Source organism: Phyllobacterium sp. GQ127, assembly GCF_059758635.1.
The window spans coordinates 129,565-153,794 of the sequence record NZ_JCAXDZ010000005.1; the positions used below are offsets into that span (position 1 = coordinate 129,565).

The window sequence follows — 24,230 nt, forward strand, 5'->3', positions numbered from 1 at the left end:
GGTCTGGCTCGTCAGCGCAGTCAGAACCGGCTCTAAAGATCAATATTTGCTGGCGCGAAGAATGCGAATTCAGCCTTGGCTGTTGTCTGCCAGAATTCTATCGACAACATGTTCCAGCGATTGCGGCCATTCCGGCGCCCGCCAGCCAAAAGTTTCAAAGAAGCGATCAGTCGACAATTGCGAGTTCAAAGGCCGTTTTGCTTTTGTCGGATAATCGGCAGTCGCGATGCCGGCCACATCCGCATAAGGTCCGTTACGCGCCCGGCTATACTCGAAGATTTTTTGAGCAAAACCGCTCCAGTTGGTACTTCCTGTACCAGCCAGATGATAGACGCCAAAACTGTTAAATGAAGGGTCGGTTTGAAGCCGCTCTGCCATATGCAAAATTGCATCGGCTATATCCAGCGCTGAGGTTGGATTTCCCCATTGATCGGAAACGACCGACAACTGGTCACGTGTTTCAGCCAGGCGCAGCATCGTCTTGACGAAGTTTTTGCCAAAGGGGCTATAGACCCATGCGGTCCGTAAAATAAAATGGCGTTTGTTTGCTTGGATAACACCCAACTCACCATTGAGTTTGGTCTGTCCGTAAACGCCTTTTGGTCCAGTTGGGTCTTCTTCTTTGTAAGGTTCTCTGCCTTCGCCTGAAAACACATAATCTGTAGAAAGGTGAATAATCGGCGCGTTGATATGTGCTGCCGCCTCCGCAACAGCGGTAGCGCCGGCTGTATTGATCACTGAAGCGAGTTCAGCTTCGTCTTCCGCCTGATCGACAGCCGTGTAAGCGGCGGCAGAAACAACGAGATCCGGCGCAGCGTCCACAATTGCCTGAAATATCGTTTGTGGTTGCGCCAGATCGAGTTTTGGCCGTCCCAGAGCAACAAGCTCAATGGAGGGATGCAAGGCTGCTCTCTCCATCAGGCTGAGAACAACTTGACCCTCGTGCCCTGTGACGACAATTTTCATACTGCACTCTTTGCTGTTGTAGAACCGAGTCGCTCGCCCGCATAACGTTCGCCGCGAATAGGCTGCCACCACCAATCATTGTCCAGATACCATTGAATGGTGCGTTCCAAGCCTGACTGGAACGTTTCTGACGGGGTCCAGCCGAGCTCCCGCTCGATCTTTGATGCATCGATGGCATAACGACGGTCATGGCCCGGCCGGTCGCTGACAAAACTGATCAGGTCCCTGTATCGCCCGCCATTGGCACGCGGCCGCTTCTTGTCAAGTATATCGCAGATCGTTTCAACAACGCTCAAATTCGTTTGTTCGGCTCGGCCTCCGATGTTGTAGCTCTCGCCCGGTTTGCCCTTTGTGACGACGAGTTCGAGCGCGCGCGCATGGTCTTCGACATAAAGCCAATCGCGGACATTTGCTCCTGTGCCATAAATCGGGAGCGACTTACCGTCCAAGGCGTTGAGGATCACCAGCGGGATCAGCTTTTCCGGAAAATGGAACGGACCGTAATTGTTTGAACAATTGGATAGAACGACCGGCAGGCCATAGGTCTCATGCCAAGCGCGGACCAAATGGTCTGATGCAGCCTTTGATGCCGAGTAGGGCGAAGAAGGTGCGTAGGGCGTTTCTTCCGTAAAGATCCCGCTGTCAAAAGGCAGGTCGCCAAAGACCTCATCGGTGGAAATATGGTGGAACCGAAACGCAGATTTGGCTGGCTCCGACAATTCGCGCCAATAGGTCAGCGCTGCATTGAGCATGCGGAACGTGCCGACAATATTTGTCTCAATAAAGGCGGCTGGTCCATCAATAGATCGATCGACATGGCTTTCAGCGGCGAGATGCATGATCGCATCTATTTTCTCGTCGCGTAAAATACCCAGAATTGTTGCATCATCGCATATATCCGCCTGGATAAAGCTGTAATTTGGGTAATTCTCGATCTGTCGTAGCGATGCAAGATTTCCAGCATAGGTTAGCTTGTCAACATTCACGACCCGGTTTTGCGGATTGGCCGCCAGTTGTCTGCAAACTGCAGAACCAATAAAGCCGGCGCCGCCGGTAACAAGAATATTCATGAACCAAATTGCTCCTTAAGGGAAAATATCAGCGCCATCGAGCACAGGGGCGTTTCGATCTTTATCGGACAGTTGTAGGACGGATTTTTCGAAAGGCCATGCCACGCCAATTGACGGATCGTCAAATCGTAGCGACCTATCATGTTCGGGAGAATAGTAATCCGTAACCTTGTAGACCACCTCGGTATTTTCTTCGAGTGTCACAAAGCCATGTGCAAATCCCTTGGGCACCAATATCTGGTTCCACTTCTTTGCTGAGACTTCCAAGGACAGCCACTTCATGAAGGTTGGCGAGCTTTTCCGGATATCTACTACCACATCCAGAATGGACCCTTTGACGACGCGCACAAGCTTGTCTTGAGCGCGTGGCGGTAGCTGATAATGCAATCCGCGCAAGACGCCCTTAGCTGCAGACAAGGAGTGGTTGTCCTGGACGAATTGCAAGGGAATGCCCGCTTCGGCAAAACTTTGCGCATTATACGTTTCTGAAAAAAATCCGCGATCATCACCGAATTTTTTGGGCAGAATTTCCAGAACACCTTCAAGTGCGAGAGGCTTTACTTCGATCATTATTTACCGACCTCTTCAGCTCTGCGGCGCAGATAGGTTGCATATTCCGTTTTGCCCATTTTTGCTGCTCTCTCGAGGACTCGGTCGGCGTCGACCCATCCCCATTCCAACCCTATTTCCTCGGGGCAAGCAATCTTGATGCCCTGCCGATGTTCAATCGTTCTCACAAATGACGATGCCTCGTGCAAGCTGTCATGCGTACCGGTATCGAGCCAGGCATATCCCCTGCCCAATTGCTGTACGCGCAAATCGCCACGTTCCAGATAGATATTGTTGATACTCGTGATCTCAAGCTCGCCTCGTTCGGATGGCTTGATAGATCTGGCGATGTCGACCACTTCATTATCGTAAAAGTAGAGTCCAGTAACAGCCCAGTTCGATTTTGGCTTTACCGGCTTTTCTTCAATGGAAAGTGCTTTCCCTGTGGCTTTTTCAAACTGCACCACGCCATATCGTTGAGGGTCCTCAACGTGGTAAGCAAAGACAGTGCCCCCCTTGTCACCGCTGGCGGCTTCCTGACAAAGCCGCGACAGACCATCGCCAAAATAGATATTATCGCCAAGGATCATGGCAACGCTGTCATTGCCGATAAACTCACGTCCGATAATAAATGCTTCTGCCAAACCGTTTGGTTGCGGCTGTTCGGCATAAGAGAAGCTGACGCCAAAATCTGACCCATCGCCCAATAATTTTTGAAAGAGCGGCAGATCATGCGGCGTCGAGATGATGAGAATTTCCCGTATACCCGCAAGCATCAACACGCTTAGCGGGTAATAAATCATGGGCTTGTCATAGATTGGCAACATTTGCTTGGAGACGGCAATCGTCAATGGATAAAGGCGTGTACCACTTCCGCCTGCCAGAATAATGCCCTTCATTCAACGTTTCCTTATTACCATCGTGACAACCGGAACTCGATTGCATTTGTCGCAGACATTTGGCGGCAAGAGAAACACATGTCAATCTTCATAAGTGTTTTGGTTTTCCTTGCAACGCGCTATCTGCTAGCTACCCGTCAGTTGAACTTTAAATGGAAGCTTTTAAAAATGCGGGTTGATAACCGGTCTGTCACAGGAATTATCGTTACATATAATCCTGATCTGGATGGCCTGAAGAGCCTGCTTGAGGCAATAATTCCCCAAGTTGGGAAGCTGATCATCGTCGACAATGGCAGTGGAGAAGACTTGGAAAACCGACTGGCCTCGCTGTATCCAATGGTGGATATTGAGAAGCTTGGACAAAATTTTGGAATCGCAAAAGCTCAGAATATCGGTATCGCGAAAGCCCGAGTCCATGATGCAGCTTACGTGCTTCTGCTTGATCAGGACAGCATCCCCGCAGGAGATATGGTTGCCAGGCTTTTGAACGCCGCTGAGGCGCAATTGGCGAAAAATCTTCGAGTGGCGTGTGTCGGACCTCGATATGAGGACCCACGGCAGAAAAATCCTCCGCCCTTCATCAAAGTGACGGGCCTGCGGCTTGAACGGCAAATCTGTGCGGAGAATGATTCGATAGTGGAGGTGGACTATCTCATTGCTTCCGGCTGCCTCATTCCGCTATCGACCCTCGATAGTGTAGGCGGAATGCGGGAAGAACTTTTTATCGACTATGTTGATATTGAATGGGGTTTGCGGGCAAAGCAGATGGGCTATCAATCTTATGGCATATGCAACGCCCATATGAAGCACGATTTGGGCGATAGCCCGGTGCTTTTTCGGGGCAGGCACATACCTGTGCATAGCCCGTTGCGGCATTATTATCATTTCAGAAATGCGATTTGGCTCTATCGCCAAAAATGGCTGCATTTAAATTGGAAAATGGTTGATATGGCCCGTTTGGTACGAAAATTTGTATTCTACAGTCTGATTACAGCCCCTCGCGCAGAACATGCAAAAATGATGACCCTTGGTGTCTGGCATGGTCTAACGGGGAAAATGGGAAAGAAAGTCGGTTAATGGTCGAGAGTGCATATCCCGATGCTGAGACGTATGAACTGACCATTGCCATTGTCATATTCAAGCCCGACCAGGAAACGGTCCTGAAAACCATCCAAAGTCTGCGGCATGCGCTTCAATTGAGCGGTCTGACGCAAGTCAAGATATTCGTGATCGATAATACCCCGGCGGCCTCTGGCTATGACTGGCTGTTGGAGGCGATGGAGGGCCTGCCTTTTGAGATCATGAGCGGGCAGGGCAATGTCGGGTTTGGCAGTGCAAATAACATCGTCACAGATGCCGTTGGCAAATATCATTTGGTCCTCAATCCTGATGTCGAAATGGAGCCGGAAGCGCTCGCCAATGCCATTGCCTTCATGACGGATCACGAAAATTGCGGGCTCTTGACGCCAAAAGCGTTTAATCCGGACGGAACGCGGCAATATCTTTGCAAGAACTATCCGGCGGTGTTTGATCTTTTGCTTCGCGGCTTTGCACCGCGCGCCATCAAACGGCTATTTGCTAAACGCTTGAATCGCTACGAAATGCGCGATCAGATTGGTGATGTCGTTTTTTGGAGCCCTCCCATCGTGAGCGGCTGTTTCATGTTTTTTCGTGGCGATGTTTTTAAAAAGCTGGGCGGTTTCGATTCTCGTTATCTGCTCTATTTCGAAGATTTCGATATATCGTTGCGAACGGCAAAATTTGCGGAAATCGCTTATGTGCCGACAGTCAGAATTGTCCACGAAGGCGGAAATGCTGCGCGCAAGGGATGGTGGCACATTCGCCAGTTCGCTCGCTCTGCGTTGATATTTTTCTCCACGCATCCGTTGAAACTCATTTAGCGCGGCGCCCGTAATCCCGATTGGAGTGGAGCGTCGTCATGACCCAAATGCCACACCAAGCGAAGATAGATGCACCGCTGCACAGAATGCCTTTAAAATGTCCTAATGGCCGTTGAACTGTGGGCCGTCTGTTATCGCGCCTTCACGTATGGATACGTTTCGTTGCAACCTTTCCGGACTGGAATCGTTGGACCAACGTTCTATCGCCGAGTTTGCGGACGGGACAATCCGGCATGGTGTGCCGGTCAGGATTTAGAGCAACTCCGGAAAAGCGTGCAGCGGTTTTCCGGAATTGCGCGAAATAAATAAGTAAGGAGAGAAGCATGAACAAGACTCTTACAATGGCGCTTGCCGTAGGGTCGCTGGCAATAGCCGGAACAACAATCGCCAAAGCGGCCGATATGCAATTGCCAACATATGAAGAGCAAGATGTGCGCAATGGCGTAAAGATCGGCTATCTCGATTGCTCAATCGGCGGCGGCGTCGGTTATGTGCTTGGTTCAGCCAAGGAAGTTGAGTGTTCGTTCCGGTCCACAATGGGCGGAGAGCGTATCGACAATTACTCGGGCGCCATCAAGAAGCTGGGTGTTGACCTTGGTTTTACCACCCGCAGCCGTCTGATTTGGGCAGTGTTTGCACCAACTGCAGGCTATCATCACGGTTCTTTGAGCGGCCTGTATCGCGGTGCGACTGCTGAAGCCACGGTCGGTGCCGGTATTGGTACGAATGTCCTGTTTGGCGGGACATCGGGTTCCATTCATCTTCAGGCAGTAAGCGTGACCGGCCAGCTCGGTCTCAATGTCGCAGCTACCGGAACATCAATGACGCTGACATCTGTCAACTAATTGCATGTGCCCCGTCCGCAAAGGCGGGCGGGGCACACATTCGGCACTGGTCGAATCGTTACAACTGTGAACATGTTCCAGCTCGTTGCGGGACATCGTTTGCAGCATCAGCGAGGCCAGATTGAAACGACCTATCTCATTTTCTTTCTTGCTATCATGTCTCCTGGGTTTGATGCCGGGAGCGGCAGCGACTGAATGGACCGCAACCGAAACTGTCCAGCCCTATGCAATCGCGGGAAAGTCCGGCGCATCGCTCTATGCCTCCATCGGCGAGAGAGGCCCGCAACTGGGCGGCAGAGTCCGCACCATTGCGCATACCAATTTCAAGCTGACATGGACCAGGAAATATGAGCGGCAGGCTGACAATGCTTGCAAACTCGTCTCGGCCCGGCCCAAGCTGATAATCACCTATACGCTACCAAAGCCTTCAGATCGCTTGCCGGATGCGGTGGAAAAAAGCTGGAACGCATTCATCACGGGCGTCAGAAATCATGAACTCGTGCATGGCGAGCAGATCAAGGAAATGGTGCGCGCGATAGAGGCATCGACAATTGGCCTGTCCGTTCCCGACGACCCTGATTGCCAAAAAATCCGGTTGGAAATGCAGCCTCGGCTTTCCGCTCTTTCAATAGCCCAGCGCCAGAAAAGCCGCGATTTTGACCGTGATGAAATGAGTGATGGAGGCAATATCCAGCAGCTTATTCTCAAGCTGGTCAACGGACCCTGATCCCGCTGACTGGGGGAAAGAGCCACCCGCTTTCGGGCGGATGGCTCTTGTCTTTTAGTAAATGTCGAAGGGGAAATATTTGGCAACTATTTTCTTATGCGTTCCGTTTGCCACGATGGCATCGATCGCCTTGTTGAATTTCTCCCTCAGCGCGTCGTCACCCTTGCGGATACCGATGCCTGCTTCGGTCTCGGTTCCGGGAACGTCACCTAGCATCTTGCAGCAATCTTTTCCGGCATTATTGAGCCAATCCACGACAACGAATTTGTCTGAGATCAGCGCATCGATACGACCATTTGTCATATCTGCCGCCGCCTCATCCTGCGTGGGATAGAGCTTCACATCCACACCGGCCTTGCCGTAAACATCAGTGGCGTAGATCGCCTGGGTCGTACCAGCCTGTGCGCCAACAGTCTTGTCTTTCAGGTCGGCGATAGCGACGCCCGCCAGGGTGCTGTCGTTTGGAACGGCAACGGCCAGCGGTGTGGTGTAATATTTGTTGGTGAAATCGATCTGTTTTTTACGGTCTTCCGTAATGCTCATTGATGCGATGATGGCATCATATTTTTTAGCCATTAGCCCCGGAATAATGCCGTCCCAATCCTGCGCAACGATTGTGCATTTTGCTTTCATTTCTTCGCACAGCGCATTCGCCATATCGACATCCAGCCCTGCCAGCGTGCCGTCCGCGTTCAAAGTATTGAACGGTGGGTAGGCGCCTTCGGTAGCTATGCGTATGGTGGCTTCTTGAGCGCCTGCAGCCGACGTTAATGCCACGATGACAGCGGCACTGAATAAAAGCAGTTTCTTCATGTTCCATCCTCTGATTTGGCGAAGGTTCAACTCCGCAAGATCAAAGTAATGCAATCACAACGATTAGAAAGCGCTTTCTGCAATTTACACCTAAAATCGAAAACCGCTTTGATCCCTTGTTATAAATCAAGCGAGAAGGTAAATCCGAAGCTTGGTAGCAAGTGCTTATGCGGTTTGCGAAATCTGTCTTGGCATGTCCAATTCGCCCAAACAGCCCGATGAGTTGAAAGCTGACCGCAAATATGGGTTTGTCCGTGTGATCGCTTATCTTTCAGGCATGTTCGAATATGCTGCAAAACCCTGGAAAAGACTAAGTTTCGGGCTGCCGTTCTCACTCGCCTTGCATCTGTTGATAGGTTTGTTGCTATGGACCGGGCTTTCATTTGAAATAACGCCGGCACCAAAGGAAACGATTGATGTTAAGCTCGTTCCGCTGCCTTCTCCAGCCCCTTCACCTGAACCGGCAGAAAAAACGCAGCCCAAGCCCCAGCCAGCGCCTGCGCCGCCACCCGCAGCAGGCAGTCCTGCATTCGCGGCTGCCACTGCAAAAACCGAGCAGAGGACAGAAGAAAAAGAATTGCCACCGGTGACTGCTCCAGAGACATCGCAATCAGACAAGACCGAGGAAAAGCCGGAGCCGGAAAAACCCGCAGAAACGGAAAAGCTGCAGGAGCAGGAAAAAGCACCAGACGGGATGAAACCCGCGTCTGAGGCCAAGCCGCAACCGGAACCGAAAAAGGCCGCTGCCGAGCCTGCAAAACCCAAGGCAAAAGAGACGGCAAATCCCACTCCCGCCAAGGAGCTTTTCTCGCAAGAGTCGCTCTCGAGCTTTCGGGTGAGGCAATCGGCGCGTAAAATGTCGGCCAGAGATCGTATCATGCAGCTCTGCACAATCGAGGCTTTGGAGCAAGTGCGACGTCAAAGACCGGGCTCTTTCCCGGATCTGCTTGTGCCATTCGGTCGCTCAGGCGGGCGAATTTCGGAATACGCATTGGATGCGAGAGGGGGTGCATTTCGCAGCAAGGGGGATTGGTACAACATCAACTTCCAGTGCACGGTTGACAATAGCAGGAGCAAGGTTGTCTCGTTCAGCTTTGCGGTTGGAGGCAGTATTCCCAGAAGCGAGTGGAATGGCCGAGGGCTGTTGATAGATTAGTGAAGTGAAATTGTTTGGGAGGCGCAGCATGACAAAGAGTAATACGAAGGTCGACGCTGTTTTGAACAGGGAGACAAATTGGCAAGAGGAGTTCGCGGAGCTTAGGTCCATTGCATTGGAATGCGAACTGACCGAAGAGCTGAAATGGGGTGTTCCATGCTATACGTTTCAAAACAGCAATATCGTTCTTATTCATGGGTTTAAGGCCTATTGCGCAATGTTGTTTATCCAAGGCGCCCTGTTGAAAGACGACAAGAATATTCTGATCCGGCAAACTGAAAATGTGCAGTCCGCGCGCCAGGTCCGGTTTACCAGCCTGTCGGAAATAACGGGGATGAGAGACGTCCTCAAAGATTATATTCAGGAGGCTATTGAGGTCCAGAAGGCGGGTTTGAAGGTCGATTTTAAAAAGACGAAAGAGTTCGCTGTTCCTGAAGAATTCCAGATCAAACTCGATAATATGCCTGCCTTGAAAACGGCTTTTGAGGCGCTGACACCGGGGAGACAGAGAGGATATCTTCTCCATTTCTCATCGGCAAAACAATCCAAAACCCGCGAGGCCAGAATTGAAAAGGCAATGCCAAAAATTCTTGAGGGCAAAGGTTTGGACGATTAAAGCAATTCGGGGAAAACGTAGCAACTTATCCTGAATGGATCGTCAAAGCGAAAGCTTGAAACCTTCATGTGTTGGCGCGAATCCAAGCGAGCTATAGAATCTCAGCGCATCCGGCCGCGTTTTATCCGATGTCAATTGAACGAGCCCGCATCCGCGCTCTCTGAAATTTTCAATTGCCCATTCGATCATGCGGTGACCGATGCCTCGACCCCGATGGCTTGGCGCGATTCTCACGCTTTCGATCTGGCCGCGCCACATCCCGCTGCGTGAAAGTCCAGGTATATAGGAAAGCTGCATGCAGCCGATGATTTGGTCATCTTCTACGACGGCAACCAAAAGTTGGTTCTGGTCTTCTTCGATAGCCTTTAAAGCCCGAATATAGCAATCAGCTATGGGGTCCGATACCGTTTCACGATTTTGTCCGAGTTCGTCATCGGCCAGCAGAAGAATCAAGGTGCGTAAGTCCGTTTGCACCGCTTTGCGAAATATGAGTGCTGGCATGGAAACATCTCCAGTTTATCAGTTAAGTCGGCCAGGATTCCGCCAAATTGGTGCTTCCTCACAACTAGTTGCAATTGATTGCTTCAGCGGAAGCCCCATAAATCATTGACTTCAGCTTCTCATACAGAAGGCGCATTCGCTCCGAAAGCCAATTGTCATGTCGACATACCAAACGGGACCATGGACTGAAAAAGAAATGTCCATTGTCCGCAAGTTCTATCCAAACTATGCCAGACTTGCAGAAATGCTGCCCGCGCGCAGCCCTGCGGCCATTCGCGGGCAATGTCGCAGGCTTAATCTTTCGCCCAGCAAACACAATTGGACAATGCAGGAAATCATCCGTCTGTCCGATCTGTTTCCGCGTTTGTCATGGATGGAACTGCGCCGCGAATTTCCGTTTGCGACCGAGAAAATGTTGCAAAGCATGGCGAACAAACACGGCATTCACCGCCGTGGCCAAAAACAGCTCATTGGTGGCCGGGCTTAACGCCTGAGATCACTATTGGTTGATGAACCGTTTGGGTGGACAGGCAGGGAAAACGGCTTATCTTGCACATAGTCGCAACTTTCGAGGGTCCCCTCGATAGCTCCAGTCAACAGCCGAGCATAAATCCATGACAAAAGGTTCCGATCTACTTGTTGCAGCGCTTGAGAACGAAGGCGTTGACCGTATCTTTGGCATACCGGGTGAAGAGAACCTTGATGTTGTCGAGTCAATCCGAAAATCTTCCATCCAGCTAGTTCTGACCAGGCACGAGCAGGCGGCGGCATTCATGGCGGCGACCTATGGGCGCTTGACGGGCAAGCCGGGCGTCTGCCTGACGACATTGGGCCCGGGCGCGTTGAATCTTTCGACAGGGGCGGCCTATGCGCTGCTCGGCGCAATGCCCATGATCATGATTACCGGCCAAAAGGGAATATTATCTTCCAGGCAGGCGCGGTTTCAGGTGGTTGATGTGGTGGCGTCAATGAAGCCCTTGACCAAGCTGTCGCGGCAAATCGTGTCTCCGCAGATGATTCCAACCACTGTGCGCGAGGCTTTCAGGATTGCGCAGGAGGAGCGGCCGGGGCCAGTGCATCTGGAACTGCCGGAAGATATTGCGGCGGAGGAGTGTCAGCCGGTTCCGCTGATTGCGCCCCATGCGGTCGAACTGCCAACAGCCAGCGATTTGTCTCTTGAACGCGCTGCCTCGATCATCATGGCGGCGAAGCGTCCTTTGTTGATGTTCGGCGCAGCCGCATCGCGTCCACGGTCCACGTCAGATATTGCGCAATTCGTGCTTCGTACCCAAATCCCGTTTTTCACAACGCAGATGGGAAAGGGCACGGTTCCCGGCGGCACTGAATTATACATGGGAACGGCGGCGCTCTCAGAGCGCGATTATGTGCATGAGGCTATCGAGCAGGCCGATCTGATCGTTACCATTGGGCATGATACGATTGAAAAGCCGCCTTTCATCATGGGGGCGGAGGGCCCGGATGTCGTCCATGTGGGATATCTGCCAGCAACAGTTGAGCAAGTCTATTTCCCGCAATCGGAAGTCATCGGTGATATTGGTCCATCGCTCAAAGCATTGGCGGATCGCATCGAAGGAAAACTCCCCAATGCCCAGGCCCTGCTGCATTTGAGGGAGGGCATTTTAAGCCGGATTGCGGCACGCGCCACCGAGGACCGGTTTACCCCGCAGCGGCTTGTCCATGATGTTCGCGAAGCGATGCCGCATGACGGTATCCTCGCGCTCGACAATGGTATGTACAAGATCTGGTTTGCAAGAAATTACCGAACCAGAATGGCCAATACGCTGCTTCTCGATAATGCTTTGGCGACAATGGGTGCCGGATTGCCCTCGGCCATGACGGCAGCAATGCTTTATCCCGAACGCCGCGTCATGGCTGTTTGCGGGGACGGCGGATTCATGATGAACAGCCAGGAGCTTGAAACTGCAGTTCGCATGAAGCTCAATCTGGTTGTGCTCGTCATTGAGGACGGCGCTTATGGGATGATACGCTGGAAACAGGCTGTGGATGAATTTCCAGATTTCGGAATGACGTTTGGCAATCCGGACTTTGTTAAATATGCGCAGTCATATGGAGCCCAGGGAACGCGGGTCACGGAAATCGGGCAGTTCAAACAGGTGATAGCGACGGCTTTTGCTGAAGGTGGCGTGCATCTGGTCAATGTGCCGATCGATTATTCGGAAAACGAGCGTGTTCTGGTGAAGGAGTTGCGTGAGCGGCTTCCAGCGATATTGGAGTCATGAAGTGACGCTTGCAATGAAAGTATATCAGGCGTTTGACCGCGCAATCATTCAGGAGATTCCAACCGACGACGGCAAGGCCCTGGAGCACAAGTTGCAGATGGCTGCGCAAGCTTTTGCTGACAAGGCCGGTTGGCTGCCAACCCATGAGCGGATGGCTGTTTTGCGCAAAACCTCGGCGCTGCTTGAGGCGAATCGTGACCGTTTTGCCTTAATTATCGCGCGTGAGGGCGGCAAGCCATTGCCGGACGCCATCATTGAAGTGACACGGGCAATAGATGGCATTCTCAATGCAGCAGATGAATTGCGCAATTTCGGCGGCAAGGAAATCCCGATGGGGCTTACTGCCGCGAGTGCCAATAGATGGGCGTTCACAACCAAGGAGCCAATCGGCGTGGTTGCGGCTATATCGGCTTTCAACCATCCGCTTAATCTGATCGTTCATCAGATTGCACCGGCGATTGCTGTTGGTTGCCCGGTCATCATCAAGCCCGCTTCCACGACGCCGATCTCCTGTATCGAACTGGTCAAGCTTTTCCGGGAAGCCGGGCTCGACGAACAGTGGTGCCAGACTTTCCTTACAGATGATAATGCGCTGGCAGAGCAATTGGCGACAGACCCACGCATTGCCTTCCTGAGTTTCATTGGCTCGGCCAAGATCGGCTGGTATCTGAAAAGCAAGCTGCCGTCTGGCACGCGTTGTGCACTCGAACATGGCGGTGCCGCGCCCGTTATTATTGACCGCGGTGTGGACGTGGACAGGGTCGCCGCCAGCGTTGTCAAAGGCGGCTATTACCATGCCGGGCAGGTCTGCGTTTCGTCGCAGCGGCTATTTGTGCATGAAGACATATTGGCCAGTTTTACCGAGGCTTTCGCTGCCAAAGTTACCGCTTTGCGTGTGGGTGATCCTGTTCTGAAGGATACGGAAGTCGGCCCATTGATTTTGCCCAGGGAGGCAGATCGCGTGGAAGCCTGGATCAAGGAAGCGACGGAGCAGGGGGCAACACAAATCGGTGGCGGACGTCTGTCTGAAACAACTTTGCGCCCGTCCATTCTTCTTAATCCAGGCGCCGAAACAAAAGTATCCAGGCTCGAAGTATTCGGACCTTTGACGTGCGTCTACGGATATAGCGATCTTGATGCAGCCATCAATATCGCCAATTCACTGCCTTTTGCCTTTCAGGCAAGCGTCTTCGCATCAGATATAGCGGTTGCGTTGAAAGTTGCCAGACATCTTGATGCATCCGCTGTCCTTGTTAACGACCATACGGCATTCCGGACCGATTGGATGCCTTTCACCGGCCGTCGTCAGTCAGGCTATGGTGTTGGCGGCATACCTTGGACGATGGAAGAAATGGCGGACGACAAAATGATTGTGTTCAACCATGTAAGCTAAGGGCATTCGCGCTTGACATGCGAAGTCCTGTGGCAAAATTGAGCACAAAGTTTCTTACCAGACTCAGGAGTCCACCATGTCCCAAAATCCATATTATGCGCCACAAGGCGGGCATCCTGCGCAAAGCCAGCTTCTCACGGGGCGTGCCGTGTTCACCACGGCCTATGCGGTGCTCCCGAAAGGGGTCATGCAGGATATTGTTACAAGCTATCTGCCATTTTGGGAAAAAACGCGCTGCTGGATCATCGCCAGGCCGCTATCCGGTTTTGCGGAAACTTTTTCACAATACATAATGGAAGTGGCACCCGGGGGTGGCAGCATGCGTCCCGAAATCGATCCGCAAGCCGAAGGCGTTCTCTTTGTCGCGGAGGGGGAATTGCAGCTTACAATTGCGGGCAAGGAGCACATCCTGCAGCCCGGCGGCTATGCCTTCATTCCACCTTCGACAAATTGGCAGGCGTTGAACATATCCAACGCGCATGTTCGGTTCCATTGGGTGCGCAAAGCCTATGAAGCGGTAGATGGCATTGAAACACCACCGCCGCTTCTCCTGAATGAAAATGACATAGCCCCGACTGTCATGCCCGACACGGGCGGACGATGGGCCACGACGCGCTTCGTCGATCCTTCGGACATGCGTCACGACATGCATGTCACTATCGTCACGTTGCAACCGGGAGCTGTCATTCCCTTTGCCGAGACGCATGTCATGGAACACGGGCTTTACGTCCTCCAAGGCAAGGCGGTTTATCGCCTCAATCAGGATTGGGTGGAGGTCGAGGCTGGCGATTTCATGTGGCTGCGGGCCTTCTGCCCGCAAGCTTGCTACGCGGGTGGTCCGGAGCCGTTTCGCTATCTGCTTTATAAGGACGTCAACAGACATATGAAGCTTGGTGGCTCAAGGCTCTGATTTTCAACAGAGCCTCAAGCATTGTCTTGAAGAGACCTAGTTCCGGTCGGACGTTCCCGGCATACGCGGCAAAATGGGCCTTGTTCCGCCCACACCCTGCCGTTCCTGGATAGATTTTTCGGCATCAGAAGACAGGCTGCGCTCTTTTGTGCGCTCCCGGCGATCCGGTCTGCTTGGCTCGGGCCGATCTGGTCGCTCTACGACTGGCGGGCGTGGCCTTGGATTATTATTGTCGTTCCAATCTGGCCGATCAGGTCTGTCGCCTCGGTGAGGGCGATCGCCTCTGTCGTCCCAGTCCCTTCGGGGGCGATCTCTCCAGTCGCGATCGCGCCTGCTTTCACGCCAATATCTGTCACGGCGGTCATAGCGGTCCCTGCCGTAATATCCATTGTCCGGGTAGCTGGAGATATAACCTCCCGATCCGCCATAATAGCCATCGCCGCCATCATCGGCGACGCAGCCGGACAGGACAATGCCGGACAGCCCAATAAGTGTAACGACCGTGAGAGATTTTATGAACATCGTAGTTCCTCCATGCTCATGAACTGGTAGCGCGCAGGAATGTTCCGCGCGGTGCACCCGAATTCATCTCTATGGCCTTATTCGTTCCAGCTCAAGAACTCCTCGACCTGTATACAGGGTTTGCGACAAATTCATTAATATGTTGAAATGACGCGTCATGGCTGAAATACCGACCATAAAACTCCCCTCCGGATACAATGTCCCGATACTTGGGCAAGGTACTTGGTATATGGGGGATGACGCCCGAAAACGTAGTGCTGAAGCTGATGCGTTGAAGCTCGGGATTGATCTTGGAATGAGCCTGGTCGACACGGCAGAAATGTACGCAGGCGGCGGCGCGGAAGAAGTTGTGGCACAGGCCATAAAGGGCCAGCGCGACAAGGTCTTCGTCGTTAGCAAGGTTCTTCCATCCAATGCGTCAAGAAAAGGTACTATCACCGCTTGCGAGCAAAGTTTGCACCGGTTGCAGACGGCGTTCATCGATCTCTACCTTCTGCATTGGCGAGGGGGATATGCGTTAGAGGAGACTGTTGCCGCTTTTGAAACCTTGATGGAATCCGGCAAAATCCGCAGTTGGGGCGTAAGCAATTTTGACGTGGACGATATGGAGGAGCTGGAGGCGATTGCGGGCGGCACCGCCGTTTCGGTAAATCAGATTCTTTTCAATTTGAAACGGCGTGGCCCCGAGGTTGGATTAATGCCGTGGTGCCAATCGCGAAATATTCCGATCATGGCCTATTCACCGATCGAGCAGGGAAGACTGCTGAGCCATCCTGCCCTGACGGGAATAGCGCGCGAGTTGGAGACAACTGCGGCTGTTGTTGCGCTGGCATGGGTCCTGAACCAGGATGGCGTCATCGCCATTCCAAAGTCTAGCAACCCGGACCATATTCGCAGCAACAGAAAAGCCGCGGATATCACGTTAACGCCCGCGCAGCTGCAAACTTTGGATCAAGCGTTCAAACGACCCAATCGAAAACAACCACTGGACATGCTGTAATTGCAAAATCAGTATAGGGCGTACCCCATTCCCTGAATGATGACGCCCCAAGACTTCCTTAGCGTGTAAATGCTTGTGTTCGTCTCAAGTCTCCCGGCTGAGACAGAAAAGCGAGAGTGCGGCACCGAGAAACAGGAGCACCACGGCGACCATGAGCGAGAGATGCATACCTTGTATGAACGCGACTGGTGCGGTGTCCCGCACCAGATAACCGCACGTCGCAACGCCGAGCATGCCGCCCATCTGCCGCGCCGTGTTGAGAACGCCCGATGCAATCCCGGCCCGTGACTGATCGACAGACGAGAGAGTGACGTTGGTGATCGTCGGAACAACCAGCGCGATGCCGCTCGCCGCCATCAGCATTGGTGCCGCCAACTGCCAGTAAGAGCCTTCGACGCTGATCGGAAGCAGCAGAAGATACCCGGCCGCCGCCAGAACAAGACCAAACACTATCAGCCTGCGCGCGCCGAGGCGGGTGATCAACCGGCTTGCTATAATGTTTGTGACCATCAGAATGACGGTCATTGGCAGGAACGCCATGCCGGTTTCCTGAGCTGAAAGATGCTGCTCCAGCTGGAAAAACAGGCTGAAGACGAAGATCAGGCCGTAATAAGCGAAGTTGATGATGACGCCGGTGACCGCCGCGATTGTCAATGCGGAATTAGAGAATAATGACAGCGGCAGCATCGGTGCGCGGCTTCGAACCTCAATCAGAATGAAGCCGATGGCGGAAAGAACGGTTACGAGCATGGCCACAATAATCCGCGGATGTGTCCAGCCCAATTGCCCCGCATCCGTCAGCGTCGTTGCCAGCGCTACAAGCGCAAGGATAGCCGCCGCCTGCCCAGGCAGATCAAGTGAGCGGTGGTCATTTCTGGGGCTTGGCTTCGAGTAGCCGAGGGTCAAGGCCAGACCAATCAGCCCGATCGGAATATTGATCAGGAAAATGCCGCGCCAGCCAACTTGCGTTACCAGAAAGCCACCGACCACGGGTCCGGCCGCCAGTGCGACGCCTCCCGCTGCCCCCCACCAGCCGACAGCCCGGCTGCGCTGTTCCTTGTCCGGGAATGCCTGGCTGAGCAGCGCCAACGAATTTGGAACCAACAACGCCGCGCCGATGCCTTGTGCAAACCGTGCTGCAACAAGTGCCGTTAACGTTTGCGCTACGCCGCAGCCAAGGGAGGCGAGGGTGAAAAGAATGAGACCCGCTATGAAGACAGCGCGCGCACCAAAGCGGTCGCCCAATGCGCCCGCCATGAGCAGCAGCGCCGCGAAGATGAGTGTATAGGCGTTTACCACCCATTGGAGCCCAGCCACATTGGTGGAGAAACTCATGCGCAAAGCATCGAGTGCGACATTCACAACGCTGACGTCCAGAAGCACGATCACGAAGCCGAGAGAAGCGGCGGTGAGCGTGATACGCGGATAAACGGGGTGAGAAGCGGACATGGAGACAATCCTGCAATGATAATTTGTCTCCAAATTACGGCAATGACTTCTGTGCGGTAATTCGGTATATGTGCCAGTGATTATTGAGAAATCGCACAGATGGCCGATTGGGAAAATCTTCGTCATTTCATCGCTGTGGCGCGCAGTGGCACCCTGTCCGGTGCGGCGCGCGCCTTGAAGGTGGACCACGCGACAGTCAGTCGCCGACTTACGGCGCTTGAAGCGGAACTGGACGTAGCGCTGGTTGAGAGACTGCCGCGATTCTGCCGCTTGACTGCCATCGGCCAACAGGTGTTCGATCAATCCGTCGCGATGGAAAATGCGGCGGATGGAATTGCCCGGATTGCTCAGGCAGCGCATAGGCCGCTCGTCGGCAAGGTCACACTTAGCGCTCCGCCCGTGCTGACGATGCATCTTCTGACGCAGCATCTCGCGCACTTCCGATCACTCTATCCGGATATCCGTCTTTCTCTCGCTGCTCAGGCGCAGCAAGTGTCGCTCAGCCGCCGGGAGGCGGATGTGGCTCTCCGCCTGGTACGGCCCGATGAGACCGGAAGCGTTGCGCGAAAACTTGGGGTCATGGCATTCGGTCTTTACGCCAGCCGCGATTATGTGCATCGCGACGAGCCCGATCGATGGCAGTTCATCGCTTTTAACGAAAGCTTTGGGGATATGCCGCAGCAAAAATGGCTGCTCGGCATTGCTGGTGCACGGCCGGTTGCATGCGAATTGAACGATATTGGCGGGCATCTTATCGCTGCGCGCACGGGCGCCGGCGTTGCCGGACTGCCTTGTTTTTTGGGTGATGCAGACCCGGACCTCGTGCGTATCGCAGAGGACGTTCCGCCCTTCTGTCGGGACATTTGGCTTCTTGTCCATCGGGACTTACGCAAGGCACCGTCCGTTCGGGCCGTGATGGATTTCGTTGTCGCACTCATCACCCAGCATGGCGGCTTTTCTGTGTGAGAAAGCGCGTTGGCGCGTTGGACCACAATCCACAGCTCAGGATGCCTTATTGGTTAATTTGCGTTAACTATAAAGTTGTTGACGCGACTCGGATATTTTAGCACCCTAGTTACGGTTTTGAGGGGTTTGCGGCAAATTAAACGTTACCAAGCTCATGCGGTGTTAGTGCTGGCTTACAACGTTATATCTCTATCTGGCGTTACCCCTTTGGTTTTTATGTCGAATCGGCGCATGTTCTGCTTGCGCCGGGAATGACCGAACGGACGTACAGGATATTACCTTGACTATGATGCATGCAGCACAGGCAAATCAACCCGACCCATCCTTGGTGGGCGATGCTTCTTTGCCTGTTGTTCTGCCAGCCGACAGGGCAATCGCCGCCGATGCGGAAATGCTTTCGGCGCAGCTTCAAGCAATGCGCAACCGGCTCTTTCCGCCGACAGCCATGAAGACATTGCGCAAGTTCACCAGCGGCGAGGCGGCAAAGCTCATCGGCGTATCGGATGGGTATCTGCGCCAGCTTTCAATTGCAGGTGAAGGGCCGCAACCGGAGACGGGCAGCGGCGGCCGCAGGCTCTATACGCTTGCCGAGATCAATGCATTGCGCCGCCATCTGTCCGAAGCCGGGGGCGCCAAGGCAAAAACCTATCTGCCGCATCGCGATCCTGCCGCCAACGAGCACATGCAGGTCATTGCCGTTACCAATTTCAAGGGCGGTTCCGGCAAGACCACGACCAGTGCCCATCTGGCGCAGCATCTGGCAATGTCCGGTTTCCGTGTGCTTGCCGTCGATCTTGATCCGCAGGCATCAATGTCTGCATTGTTCGGTTATCAACCGGAGCTGGATCTGACCGGCAATGATACGCTCTACGGAGCAATCCGCTATGATGGCGAGCGCCGTCCGCTGCGCGATATTATTTGCAAGACCTATTTTGATGGGCTTGATCTCATTCCGGGCAATCTGGAATTGCAGGAATTTGAACACACCACGCCGCAAATGCTTGCCGACCGCCAACACGGCGCTGCCCAAACTGTCGAGCAGCAATTGTTCTTTGCCCGTGTTCAGGCAGCGCTTGATACAGTGTCAGACGATTATGACGTTGTGGTCATAGACTGTCCGCCGCAACTTGGTTTTCTGACGCTATCGGCGCTTTGCGCTGCAACGTCAGTGCTTGTTACCGTTCATCCGCAAATGCTGGATGTCGCCTCCATGAGCCAGTTCCTGTTCATGACAGCGGATTTGCTTGCGGTCGTGCGAGAGGCTGGCGGCGAGCTTAATTTCGATTTCATGCGCTATCTGATTACGCGCTTTGAGCCAAATGATGCGCCGCAGCAGCAGATTGCCGGTTTCCTGCGTTCGCTGTTCGGGGACCGCGTGCTCACCTCATCGGTGGTCAAGTCCACTGCGTTTTCCGATGCAGGTCTTACCAAGCAGACGCTCTACGAAGTATCCCGCGACAGCTTCACCCGCGCAACCTATGACCGCGCAATTGAATCGCTGACTTCCGTCAACTCCGAAATCCAGGGCTTGATCTACAAGGCCTGGAAGAGGCCGGTATGAGGGCGCGATGATGACAGGCAATAATCGCAGGGATCAGCTCAAGGCATTGTTCGGAACGGTGGAAAACATTCCCGTACCGGAACAGAAACCCGTTGAGCCTATAGCGCAGCCGCTGATCGGCAATGAAGCGCTCAAGCCTCGTGCTGCATCGGGCGCGGTTAAGGCTATGGGGCTTTCGCTCGGCGGCATGTCCCGTGAAATCGAAGATGCGCGCCGCTTGAAGGAAAGTCTCGAAGGCGTCGAGCGCGTGGTTGAACTTGATCCTGCGCTGGTCGAAACCTCTTTTGTCGAAGACCGGCTCAGCCATGCGGCAGGGCTCGACGAAGATTTCGAAAATCTCGTTGAAAGCATCCGCCAGAATGGCCAGCAGGTGCCGGTTCTTGTGCGACCGCATCCGGATAAGCCGGGGCATTATCAGACCGCCTATGGGCATCGCCGCCTGCGTGCTGCCCAGCGCATTGGCAAGCCGGTCCATGCCATTGTGCGCGAACTCAGCGATGTCCAGCTGGTATTGGCTCAGGGCAAGGAAAATACCGAGCGCCGCGATCTTTCCTTTATCGAGCGTGCCTTCTTTGCGCGAAATCTTGTTGAGCGCGGCTTTGAGCGCGGGCTTGTTCAAGACGCCCTGTCGATCGACAAGGCTGAAATGACCCGCTTTCTGCAGGTTGCGGCCGCAGTGCCTTATCCGATCGTGCGGGCAATTGGCCCGGCCCCGAAGATTGGCCGTCCACGCTGGGTCAGGTTTGCAGAATTGCTCAAATCCAGTGAAGCACAGGCTGCTGCGCTGAACGAAATTACGCTCGAGCCTTTTGGAATCGCAGACAGCAATACACGGTTCAATCGTATTTTCGAGCGGTTGCTCAAGCGTGTTGAGCCGGTCGTGCTGGCTCCGCGCAATGCTGCGCCGAGCGTGGACAAAATAAACACGGGTGCCAAGAAAATTGCACTTTTGGATTCAAGTGGAGGCAGGCAGGTCCTGACCTTCGCCGACCATATACCGCAAGGGTTTGCGGCATTTGTAACGGAAGAGCTTGAAGCATTGCTCGCCCGTTACAACAGCCGGACGAATGACAAATAACGTGGTGACTTATCCACGGGGTCAAAAAGCCGGATAGTGTGTGTGTAAGTGTTAGTACAAGCCGGTTCGTCAGGAGCCGTACAAAGGGACTGAAAGAGAAGGAAGCAACGGCAAGAAAAAAGGCCCCCAGAACGTCACCGCCCCGGAAGCCCTCTTCAATGTAGCAATTTTAGAGAATCACTTCCACCCTGACTTGTCAAGAGTCGGACGCGTTCCGGCATACCTTTTCATTGCCTCAAATTGAGGTGAAGAAACATGACCGATCGTTTTGCAACGTCGCCATTTGGCGGACGATCGCTGTCGCACGCCATTTTTGCAGTGCAGGAAAAGACAGCGCGAGCGAGAGAAAAACTGAACGAAACCGGCGGAAGTCAGCCGGAAAAATGGGCGCTTTTACGCTCATTAACCGAGGCGCGCGCAGCGTTTTTCCTTTCAGACCGTACGATTGCCGTTCTGGAAGCGCTGCTCAGTTTCTACCCGGAAACCATGCTTGATGGCGCAGCGCCATTGATCGTCTTTCCGTCCAATGCAGAGCTGTCGCTACGCACACGCGGCATGTCTTCCGCGACAATTCGCCGGCATCTGGCGGCATTGGTCGAGACGGGACTGATTATCCGCCGCGATAGCCCAAACGGCAAACGTTATGCCCGGCGTGGCGAAACCGGCGAGATCGAGCACGCGTTTGGCTTTGATCTGTCACCTTTGGCGCTGCGTGCCGACGAAATCGAAGCCCATGCGGTTCAGGCACGCGATCTGGCGCGGGCAATCCACCGCGTTCGTAGCGAGATCACCATTCATCTGCGAGATATCTCCAAAACGATCCATGCGGGTCTTGGCGAGGAGCGGGCAGGCGACTGGATGGGATATGCGGATGAGCTTGCAGCTTTGTCCGGACGGGTAAGCAGGCATTTGCCGCTCGAGACACTACAGATACGCTGTGACAGCCTGACAAAGCTCCGCACGAAGGTCGAAAATGCCTATCTGGATACATTATCAGACAAAGAAATGAGCGGCACTGACTCTTCTTTTGAGCGCCATATTCAGAATTCAAATATAGACCCCAATTTTGAAAGGGCCCAAGAAAAGGGCCAGAGGCAAAACGGTGAACCCGTACCGGCAGACAATATGCCTGGACGAACAGTCGCAATGACAAAGATGCGGCAAAGGCTTGATAGCGCCCGCCGAACTGTAAAAGCCACGGGACCCGTGGATGATTGGCCGAAGCTGGAAACAAAATCGATCCCCATGCCGCTGGATGCTGTGCTGTCCGCCTGTCCGCAAATTCGCGATTATGCCCGAAACGGCATTGAGGACTGGCGCGATCTGATGCAAACGGCAGGATTGGTCCGCTCGATGCTTGGCGTTTCGCCCGATGCCTGGGAAAGGGCGCGTGACGCCATGGGTGATATCAATGCTTCCATCACGATTGCTGCCATTTTGGAACGTGTGGGTGAAATCCGCTCCCCCGGCGGTTATTTGAGAGCTTTGACCGACCGGGCCGAGATTGGGCAGTATTCGGTCATTCCGGTGATCAAGGCATTGAATGGCGAGGGACGAGCTTGAAAAAAAGCCGGGTCACAGTGATCCTATCTGGAATTGCTATCGTCGGGGCGCGGATGCGCCCCGCCAACTTAACCGGTCAGCCGGCAATCCGGCAGTCAAAAAGCACCGGTCGTCTCACCGAAAGCATTTCTCCAATTGCGCGGTCAAGATTGTCAGGCTCGTCGCATCGGATACCGACGGCACCGAAAGCTTCCGCCAGCTTTACGAAATCCGGCAGGGCGTTCGAGTAGGAACCGTGCTTTTGCGATTTTCCGCCTAAGCTCAAGTTCGGGTTGTTCAATATGAAAACCTTTATCGGTGCATCATACTGGATTGCCGTGGAAAGCTCCTTCATCGTCGCTTGGACAGATGACTCATCTGCAATATCAATGACGAGACTTTCAGGATGGGCGATTTGCATGCCTATTGCAGCCGGCAAGCCATAACCGACCGTGCCGAACCCGCTTGATACTAGGGGCGAATTGAAGTGTTCAGCGAACTGATAGCGCTTCGTATCTGTAGCAATATAGGGCGCATGATCGCGGGTCAGCATGTAAAGCCGTTTGAGTGCGTAGTGCAGCCCGGTGTTTTCTTCGCGCTCGCGTTGCAAAGGAGTGTTTGCCTTTATCTGCCGGTCGTCTTCGGCAAGTTGCGGATTATCATCGACATGCGGGTCGGCAGAAGGAGCCACATAATAAGTGCTTTGGAGAAGCATATCCTTTGGCATGTCGATGAGAACCGGACCGGGTCGGCCTGAGCGGGCCAGATGAAATGCCTTATGAATTGTGGCGGCGAGTTCCTTCACATCTTTGACCAGCCAGCTATGTTTGGTGCAGGGCCGTGTAATCCCAACAGTGTCGCATTCCTGAAAAGCGTCAGATCCGATCAGGTCGGTTGCCACTTGTCCTGTCAGACAGATGATTGGCACGGAGTCGGCCATGGCATTTTGTAGTGACGTCACCGCATTCGTCGCGCCGGGGCCGGACGTTACCAGCATGACACCGACTTTGCCGGTGGAACGGGCATAGCCTTCGGCGGCGTGGCCCGCGCCCTGTTCGTGGCGAACCAATATGTGCTTTATTTCGTTCTGTTGGAATATCTCGTCATAGATCGGTAGCACCGCGGCGCCCGGATAACCGAAAATGTGCTCAACGCCATTGTCGCGCAACGCCTGCAGGACAATTTCTGCTCCGGTCATTTCAGGACGTGCGGGTTCGTTAGTATACATGCCTTTCATGGCAGTTCCTTTGTGCAATGATTGAAGGGGATGGTTGTGACGGAGCAGGGCGGAACTAAATTTCGGGCATAAAAAAAGCTCCGTCAGGAGCTTGTTCGCCGCGCATGGGTGCTAATGCCGGATGGTCAAACCATCCTGCCCATGCGCGATCCCACCACCAGAATAACCATTGCAGCTTTCATAACCCGATTCAGTAACTGGAATTATTTGCGTGGTCAATACAATACATAGCGCAAGAAAAAGGGCGCCGAAGCGCCCCAATTCCTCA

General features: G+C 53.6%; 23 protein-coding genes and 1 pseudogene. 15 read left to right on the top strand and 9 right to left on the bottom strand.

Annotated features, from left to right (window positions below; all coding sequences use genetic code 11):
- Positions 1 to 69 precede the first annotated feature (69 nt).
- Genes rfbD through rfbA form a run of 4 tightly spaced genes read right to left on the bottom strand, consistent with a single transcriptional unit; the run spans position 70 to position 3,484 of the window.
- On the bottom strand, positions 70 to 966 hold the full coding sequence (gene rfbD / locus AC6CHM_RS18320) for a dTDP-4-dehydrorhamnose reductase (RefSeq protein WP_307275423.1): 897 nt from the start codon (positions 964 to 966) through the stop codon (positions 70 to 72).
- A complete protein-coding gene (gene rfbB, locus AC6CHM_RS18325; RefSeq protein ID WP_336442187.1) occupies positions 963 to 2,036 on the bottom strand; it encodes a dTDP-glucose 4,6-dehydratase in 1,074 nt (357 codons plus the stop codon). The genes rfbD and rfbB overlap by 4 nt, the downstream gene beginning before the upstream one ends.
- A gap of 15 nt (positions 2,037 to 2,051) precedes the next feature.
- The gene (gene rfbC, locus AC6CHM_RS18330; RefSeq protein WP_162802525.1) at positions 2,052 to 2,606 is read right to left on the bottom strand and encodes a dTDP-4-dehydrorhamnose 3,5-epimerase; all 555 of its coding nucleotides are present in this window, start codon (positions 2,604 to 2,606) and stop codon (positions 2,052 to 2,054) included.
- Positions 2,606 to 3,484, bottom strand: a complete 879-nt coding sequence (gene rfbA / locus AC6CHM_RS18335; RefSeq protein WP_115053427.1) for a glucose-1-phosphate thymidylyltransferase RfbA — start codon at positions 3,482 to 3,484, stop codon at positions 2,606 to 2,608. Before rfbA ends, rfbC begins: the two co-directional genes overlap by 1 nt.
- Before the next feature lie 78 nt (positions 3,485 to 3,562).
- Here rfbA and AC6CHM_RS18340 point away from each other — a divergent pair, with 78 nt between their 5' ends.
- The 4 genes from AC6CHM_RS18340 to AC6CHM_RS18355 all read left to right on the top strand — a co-directional run bounded on the left by AC6CHM_RS18340 (position 3,563) and on the right by AC6CHM_RS18355 (position 6,957).
- A complete protein-coding gene (locus AC6CHM_RS18340) occupies positions 3,563 to 4,561 on the top strand; it encodes a glycosyltransferase family 2 protein (RefSeq protein WP_498173956.1) in 999 nt (332 codons plus the stop codon).
- Positions 4,561 to 5,385 (top strand): glycosyltransferase, encoded by an 825-nt coding sequence (locus AC6CHM_RS18345; RefSeq protein ID WP_498173957.1) that lies wholly within the window; start codon positions 4,561 to 4,563, stop codon positions 5,383 to 5,385. The genes AC6CHM_RS18340 and AC6CHM_RS18345 overlap by 1 nt, the downstream gene beginning before the upstream one ends.
- 323 nt (positions 5,386 to 5,708) lie before the next feature.
- The gene (locus AC6CHM_RS18350) at positions 5,709 to 6,230 is read left to right on the top strand and encodes a DUF992 domain-containing protein (protein ID WP_115053430.1); all 522 of its coding nucleotides are present in this window, start codon (positions 5,709 to 5,711) and stop codon (positions 6,228 to 6,230) included.
- A 172-nt stretch (positions 6,231 to 6,402) separates the two neighbouring features.
- Positions 6,403 to 6,957: a DUF922 domain-containing Zn-dependent protease gene (locus AC6CHM_RS18355; RefSeq protein WP_336442204.1), complete on the top strand. Its 555-nt coding sequence runs from the start codon at positions 6,403 to 6,405 to the stop codon at positions 6,955 to 6,957.
- A 54-nt stretch (positions 6,958 to 7,011) separates the two neighbouring features.
- Here the strand turns inward: AC6CHM_RS18355 and AC6CHM_RS18360 are convergent, their stop codons facing one another.
- A complete protein-coding gene (locus tag AC6CHM_RS18360) occupies positions 7,012 to 7,770 on the bottom strand; it encodes an ABC transporter substrate-binding protein (RefSeq protein WP_115053432.1) in 759 nt (252 codons plus the stop codon).
- A gap of 193 nt (positions 7,771 to 7,963) precedes the next feature.
- Here AC6CHM_RS18360 and AC6CHM_RS18365 point away from each other — a divergent pair, with 193 nt between their 5' ends.
- Both AC6CHM_RS18365 and AC6CHM_RS18370 read left to right on the top strand, forming a co-directional pair.
- A complete protein-coding gene (locus tag AC6CHM_RS18365) occupies positions 7,964 to 8,926 on the top strand; it encodes a DUF930 domain-containing protein (RefSeq protein WP_498173958.1) in 963 nt (320 codons plus the stop codon).
- Positions 8,927 to 8,954: 28 nt separating this feature from the next.
- Positions 8,955 to 9,542 carry a YdeI/OmpD-associated family protein gene (locus AC6CHM_RS18370; RefSeq protein ID WP_498173960.1) on the top strand — a complete coding sequence of 196 codons (588 nt, stop codon included), beginning with the start codon at positions 8,955 to 8,957 and terminating at the stop codon, positions 9,540 to 9,542.
- Between the two features lie 42 nt (positions 9,543 to 9,584).
- On the opposite strand, the gene AC6CHM_RS18375 is transcribed toward AC6CHM_RS18370, so the two are convergent.
- The gene (locus tag AC6CHM_RS18375; RefSeq protein WP_498173962.1) at positions 9,585 to 10,043 is read right to left on the bottom strand and encodes a GNAT family N-acetyltransferase; all 459 of its coding nucleotides are present in this window, start codon (positions 10,041 to 10,043) and stop codon (positions 9,585 to 9,587) included.
- A gap of 157 nt (positions 10,044 to 10,200) precedes the next feature.
- Between AC6CHM_RS18375 and AC6CHM_RS18380 the strand changes: the two genes are divergently transcribed.
- The 4 genes from AC6CHM_RS18380 to AC6CHM_RS18395 all read left to right on the top strand — a co-directional run bounded on the left by AC6CHM_RS18380 (position 10,201) and on the right by AC6CHM_RS18395 (position 14,607).
- Positions 10,201 to 10,530, top strand: coding sequence for an SANT/Myb-like DNA-binding domain-containing protein (locus AC6CHM_RS18380; protein ID WP_336442192.1), 330 nt, complete (start codon positions 10,201 to 10,203; stop codon positions 10,528 to 10,530).
- Positions 10,531 to 10,657: 127 nt separating this feature from the next.
- Positions 10,658 to 12,304 (top strand): acetolactate synthase large subunit, encoded by a 1,647-nt coding sequence (locus AC6CHM_RS18385; RefSeq protein WP_498173965.1) that lies wholly within the window; start codon positions 10,658 to 10,660, stop codon positions 12,302 to 12,304.
- Between the two features lie 13 nt (positions 12,305 to 12,317).
- On the top strand, positions 12,318 to 13,697 hold the full coding sequence (locus tag AC6CHM_RS18390; protein WP_498174179.1) for an aldehyde dehydrogenase family protein: 1,380 nt from the start codon (positions 12,318 to 12,320) through the stop codon (positions 13,695 to 13,697).
- A 76-nt stretch (positions 13,698 to 13,773) separates the two neighbouring features.
- Positions 13,774 to 14,607, top strand: coding sequence for a bifunctional allantoicase/(S)-ureidoglycine aminohydrolase (locus AC6CHM_RS18395; RefSeq protein WP_498173967.1), 834 nt, complete (start codon positions 13,774 to 13,776; stop codon positions 14,605 to 14,607).
- A 36-nt stretch (positions 14,608 to 14,643) separates the two neighbouring features.
- Here the strand turns inward: AC6CHM_RS18395 and AC6CHM_RS18400 are convergent, their stop codons facing one another.
- Positions 14,644 to 15,129, bottom strand: a complete 486-nt coding sequence (locus AC6CHM_RS18400) for a hypothetical protein (RefSeq protein ID WP_307275391.1) — start codon at positions 15,127 to 15,129, stop codon at positions 14,644 to 14,646.
- 157 nt (positions 15,130 to 15,286) lie between these two features.
- Between AC6CHM_RS18400 and AC6CHM_RS18405 the strand changes: the two genes are divergently transcribed.
- Complete coding sequence (locus AC6CHM_RS18405; protein WP_498173970.1) at positions 15,287 to 16,129, top strand: aldo/keto reductase; 843 nt, start codon at positions 15,287 to 15,289, stop codon at positions 16,127 to 16,129.
- An 84-nt stretch (positions 16,130 to 16,213) separates the two neighbouring features.
- On the opposite strand, the gene AC6CHM_RS18410 is transcribed toward AC6CHM_RS18405, so the two are convergent.
- The gene (locus AC6CHM_RS18410; protein WP_498173972.1) at positions 16,214 to 17,578 is read right to left on the bottom strand and encodes an MFS transporter; all 1,365 of its coding nucleotides are present in this window, start codon (positions 17,576 to 17,578) and stop codon (positions 16,214 to 16,216) included.
- A gap of 99 nt (positions 17,579 to 17,677) precedes the next feature.
- On the opposite strand from AC6CHM_RS18410, the gene AC6CHM_RS18415 reads away from it, so the two are divergent.
- From AC6CHM_RS18415 to repC, 4 genes are all read left to right on the top strand, one after another.
- Complete coding sequence (locus tag AC6CHM_RS18415; RefSeq protein WP_498173974.1) at positions 17,678 to 18,544, top strand: LysR family transcriptional regulator; 867 nt, start codon at positions 17,678 to 17,680, stop codon at positions 18,542 to 18,544.
- A gap of 280 nt (positions 18,545 to 18,824) precedes the next feature.
- Complete coding sequence (gene repA / locus AC6CHM_RS18420; protein ID WP_370878657.1) at positions 18,825 to 20,105, top strand: plasmid partitioning protein RepA; 1,281 nt, start codon at positions 18,825 to 18,827, stop codon at positions 20,103 to 20,105.
- A gap of 10 nt (positions 20,106 to 20,115) precedes the next feature.
- On the top strand, positions 20,116 to 21,183 hold the full coding sequence (repB, locus tag AC6CHM_RS18425; protein WP_354345519.1) for a plasmid partitioning protein RepB: 1,068 nt from the start codon (positions 20,116 to 20,118) through the stop codon (positions 21,181 to 21,183).
- Between the two features lie 255 nt (positions 21,184 to 21,438).
- Positions 21,439 to 22,746, top strand: a complete 1,308-nt coding sequence (repC, locus tag AC6CHM_RS18430; RefSeq protein ID WP_498173977.1) for a plasmid replication protein RepC — start codon at positions 21,439 to 21,441, stop codon at positions 22,744 to 22,746.
- 82 nt (positions 22,747 to 22,828) lie between these two features.
- Here the strand turns inward: repC and AC6CHM_RS18435 are convergent.
- Positions 22,829 to 23,953, bottom strand: a pseudogene (locus AC6CHM_RS18435) (thiamine pyrophosphate-binding protein); the annotation flags it as partial.
- Positions 23,954 to 24,230: the final 277 nt, after the last annotated feature.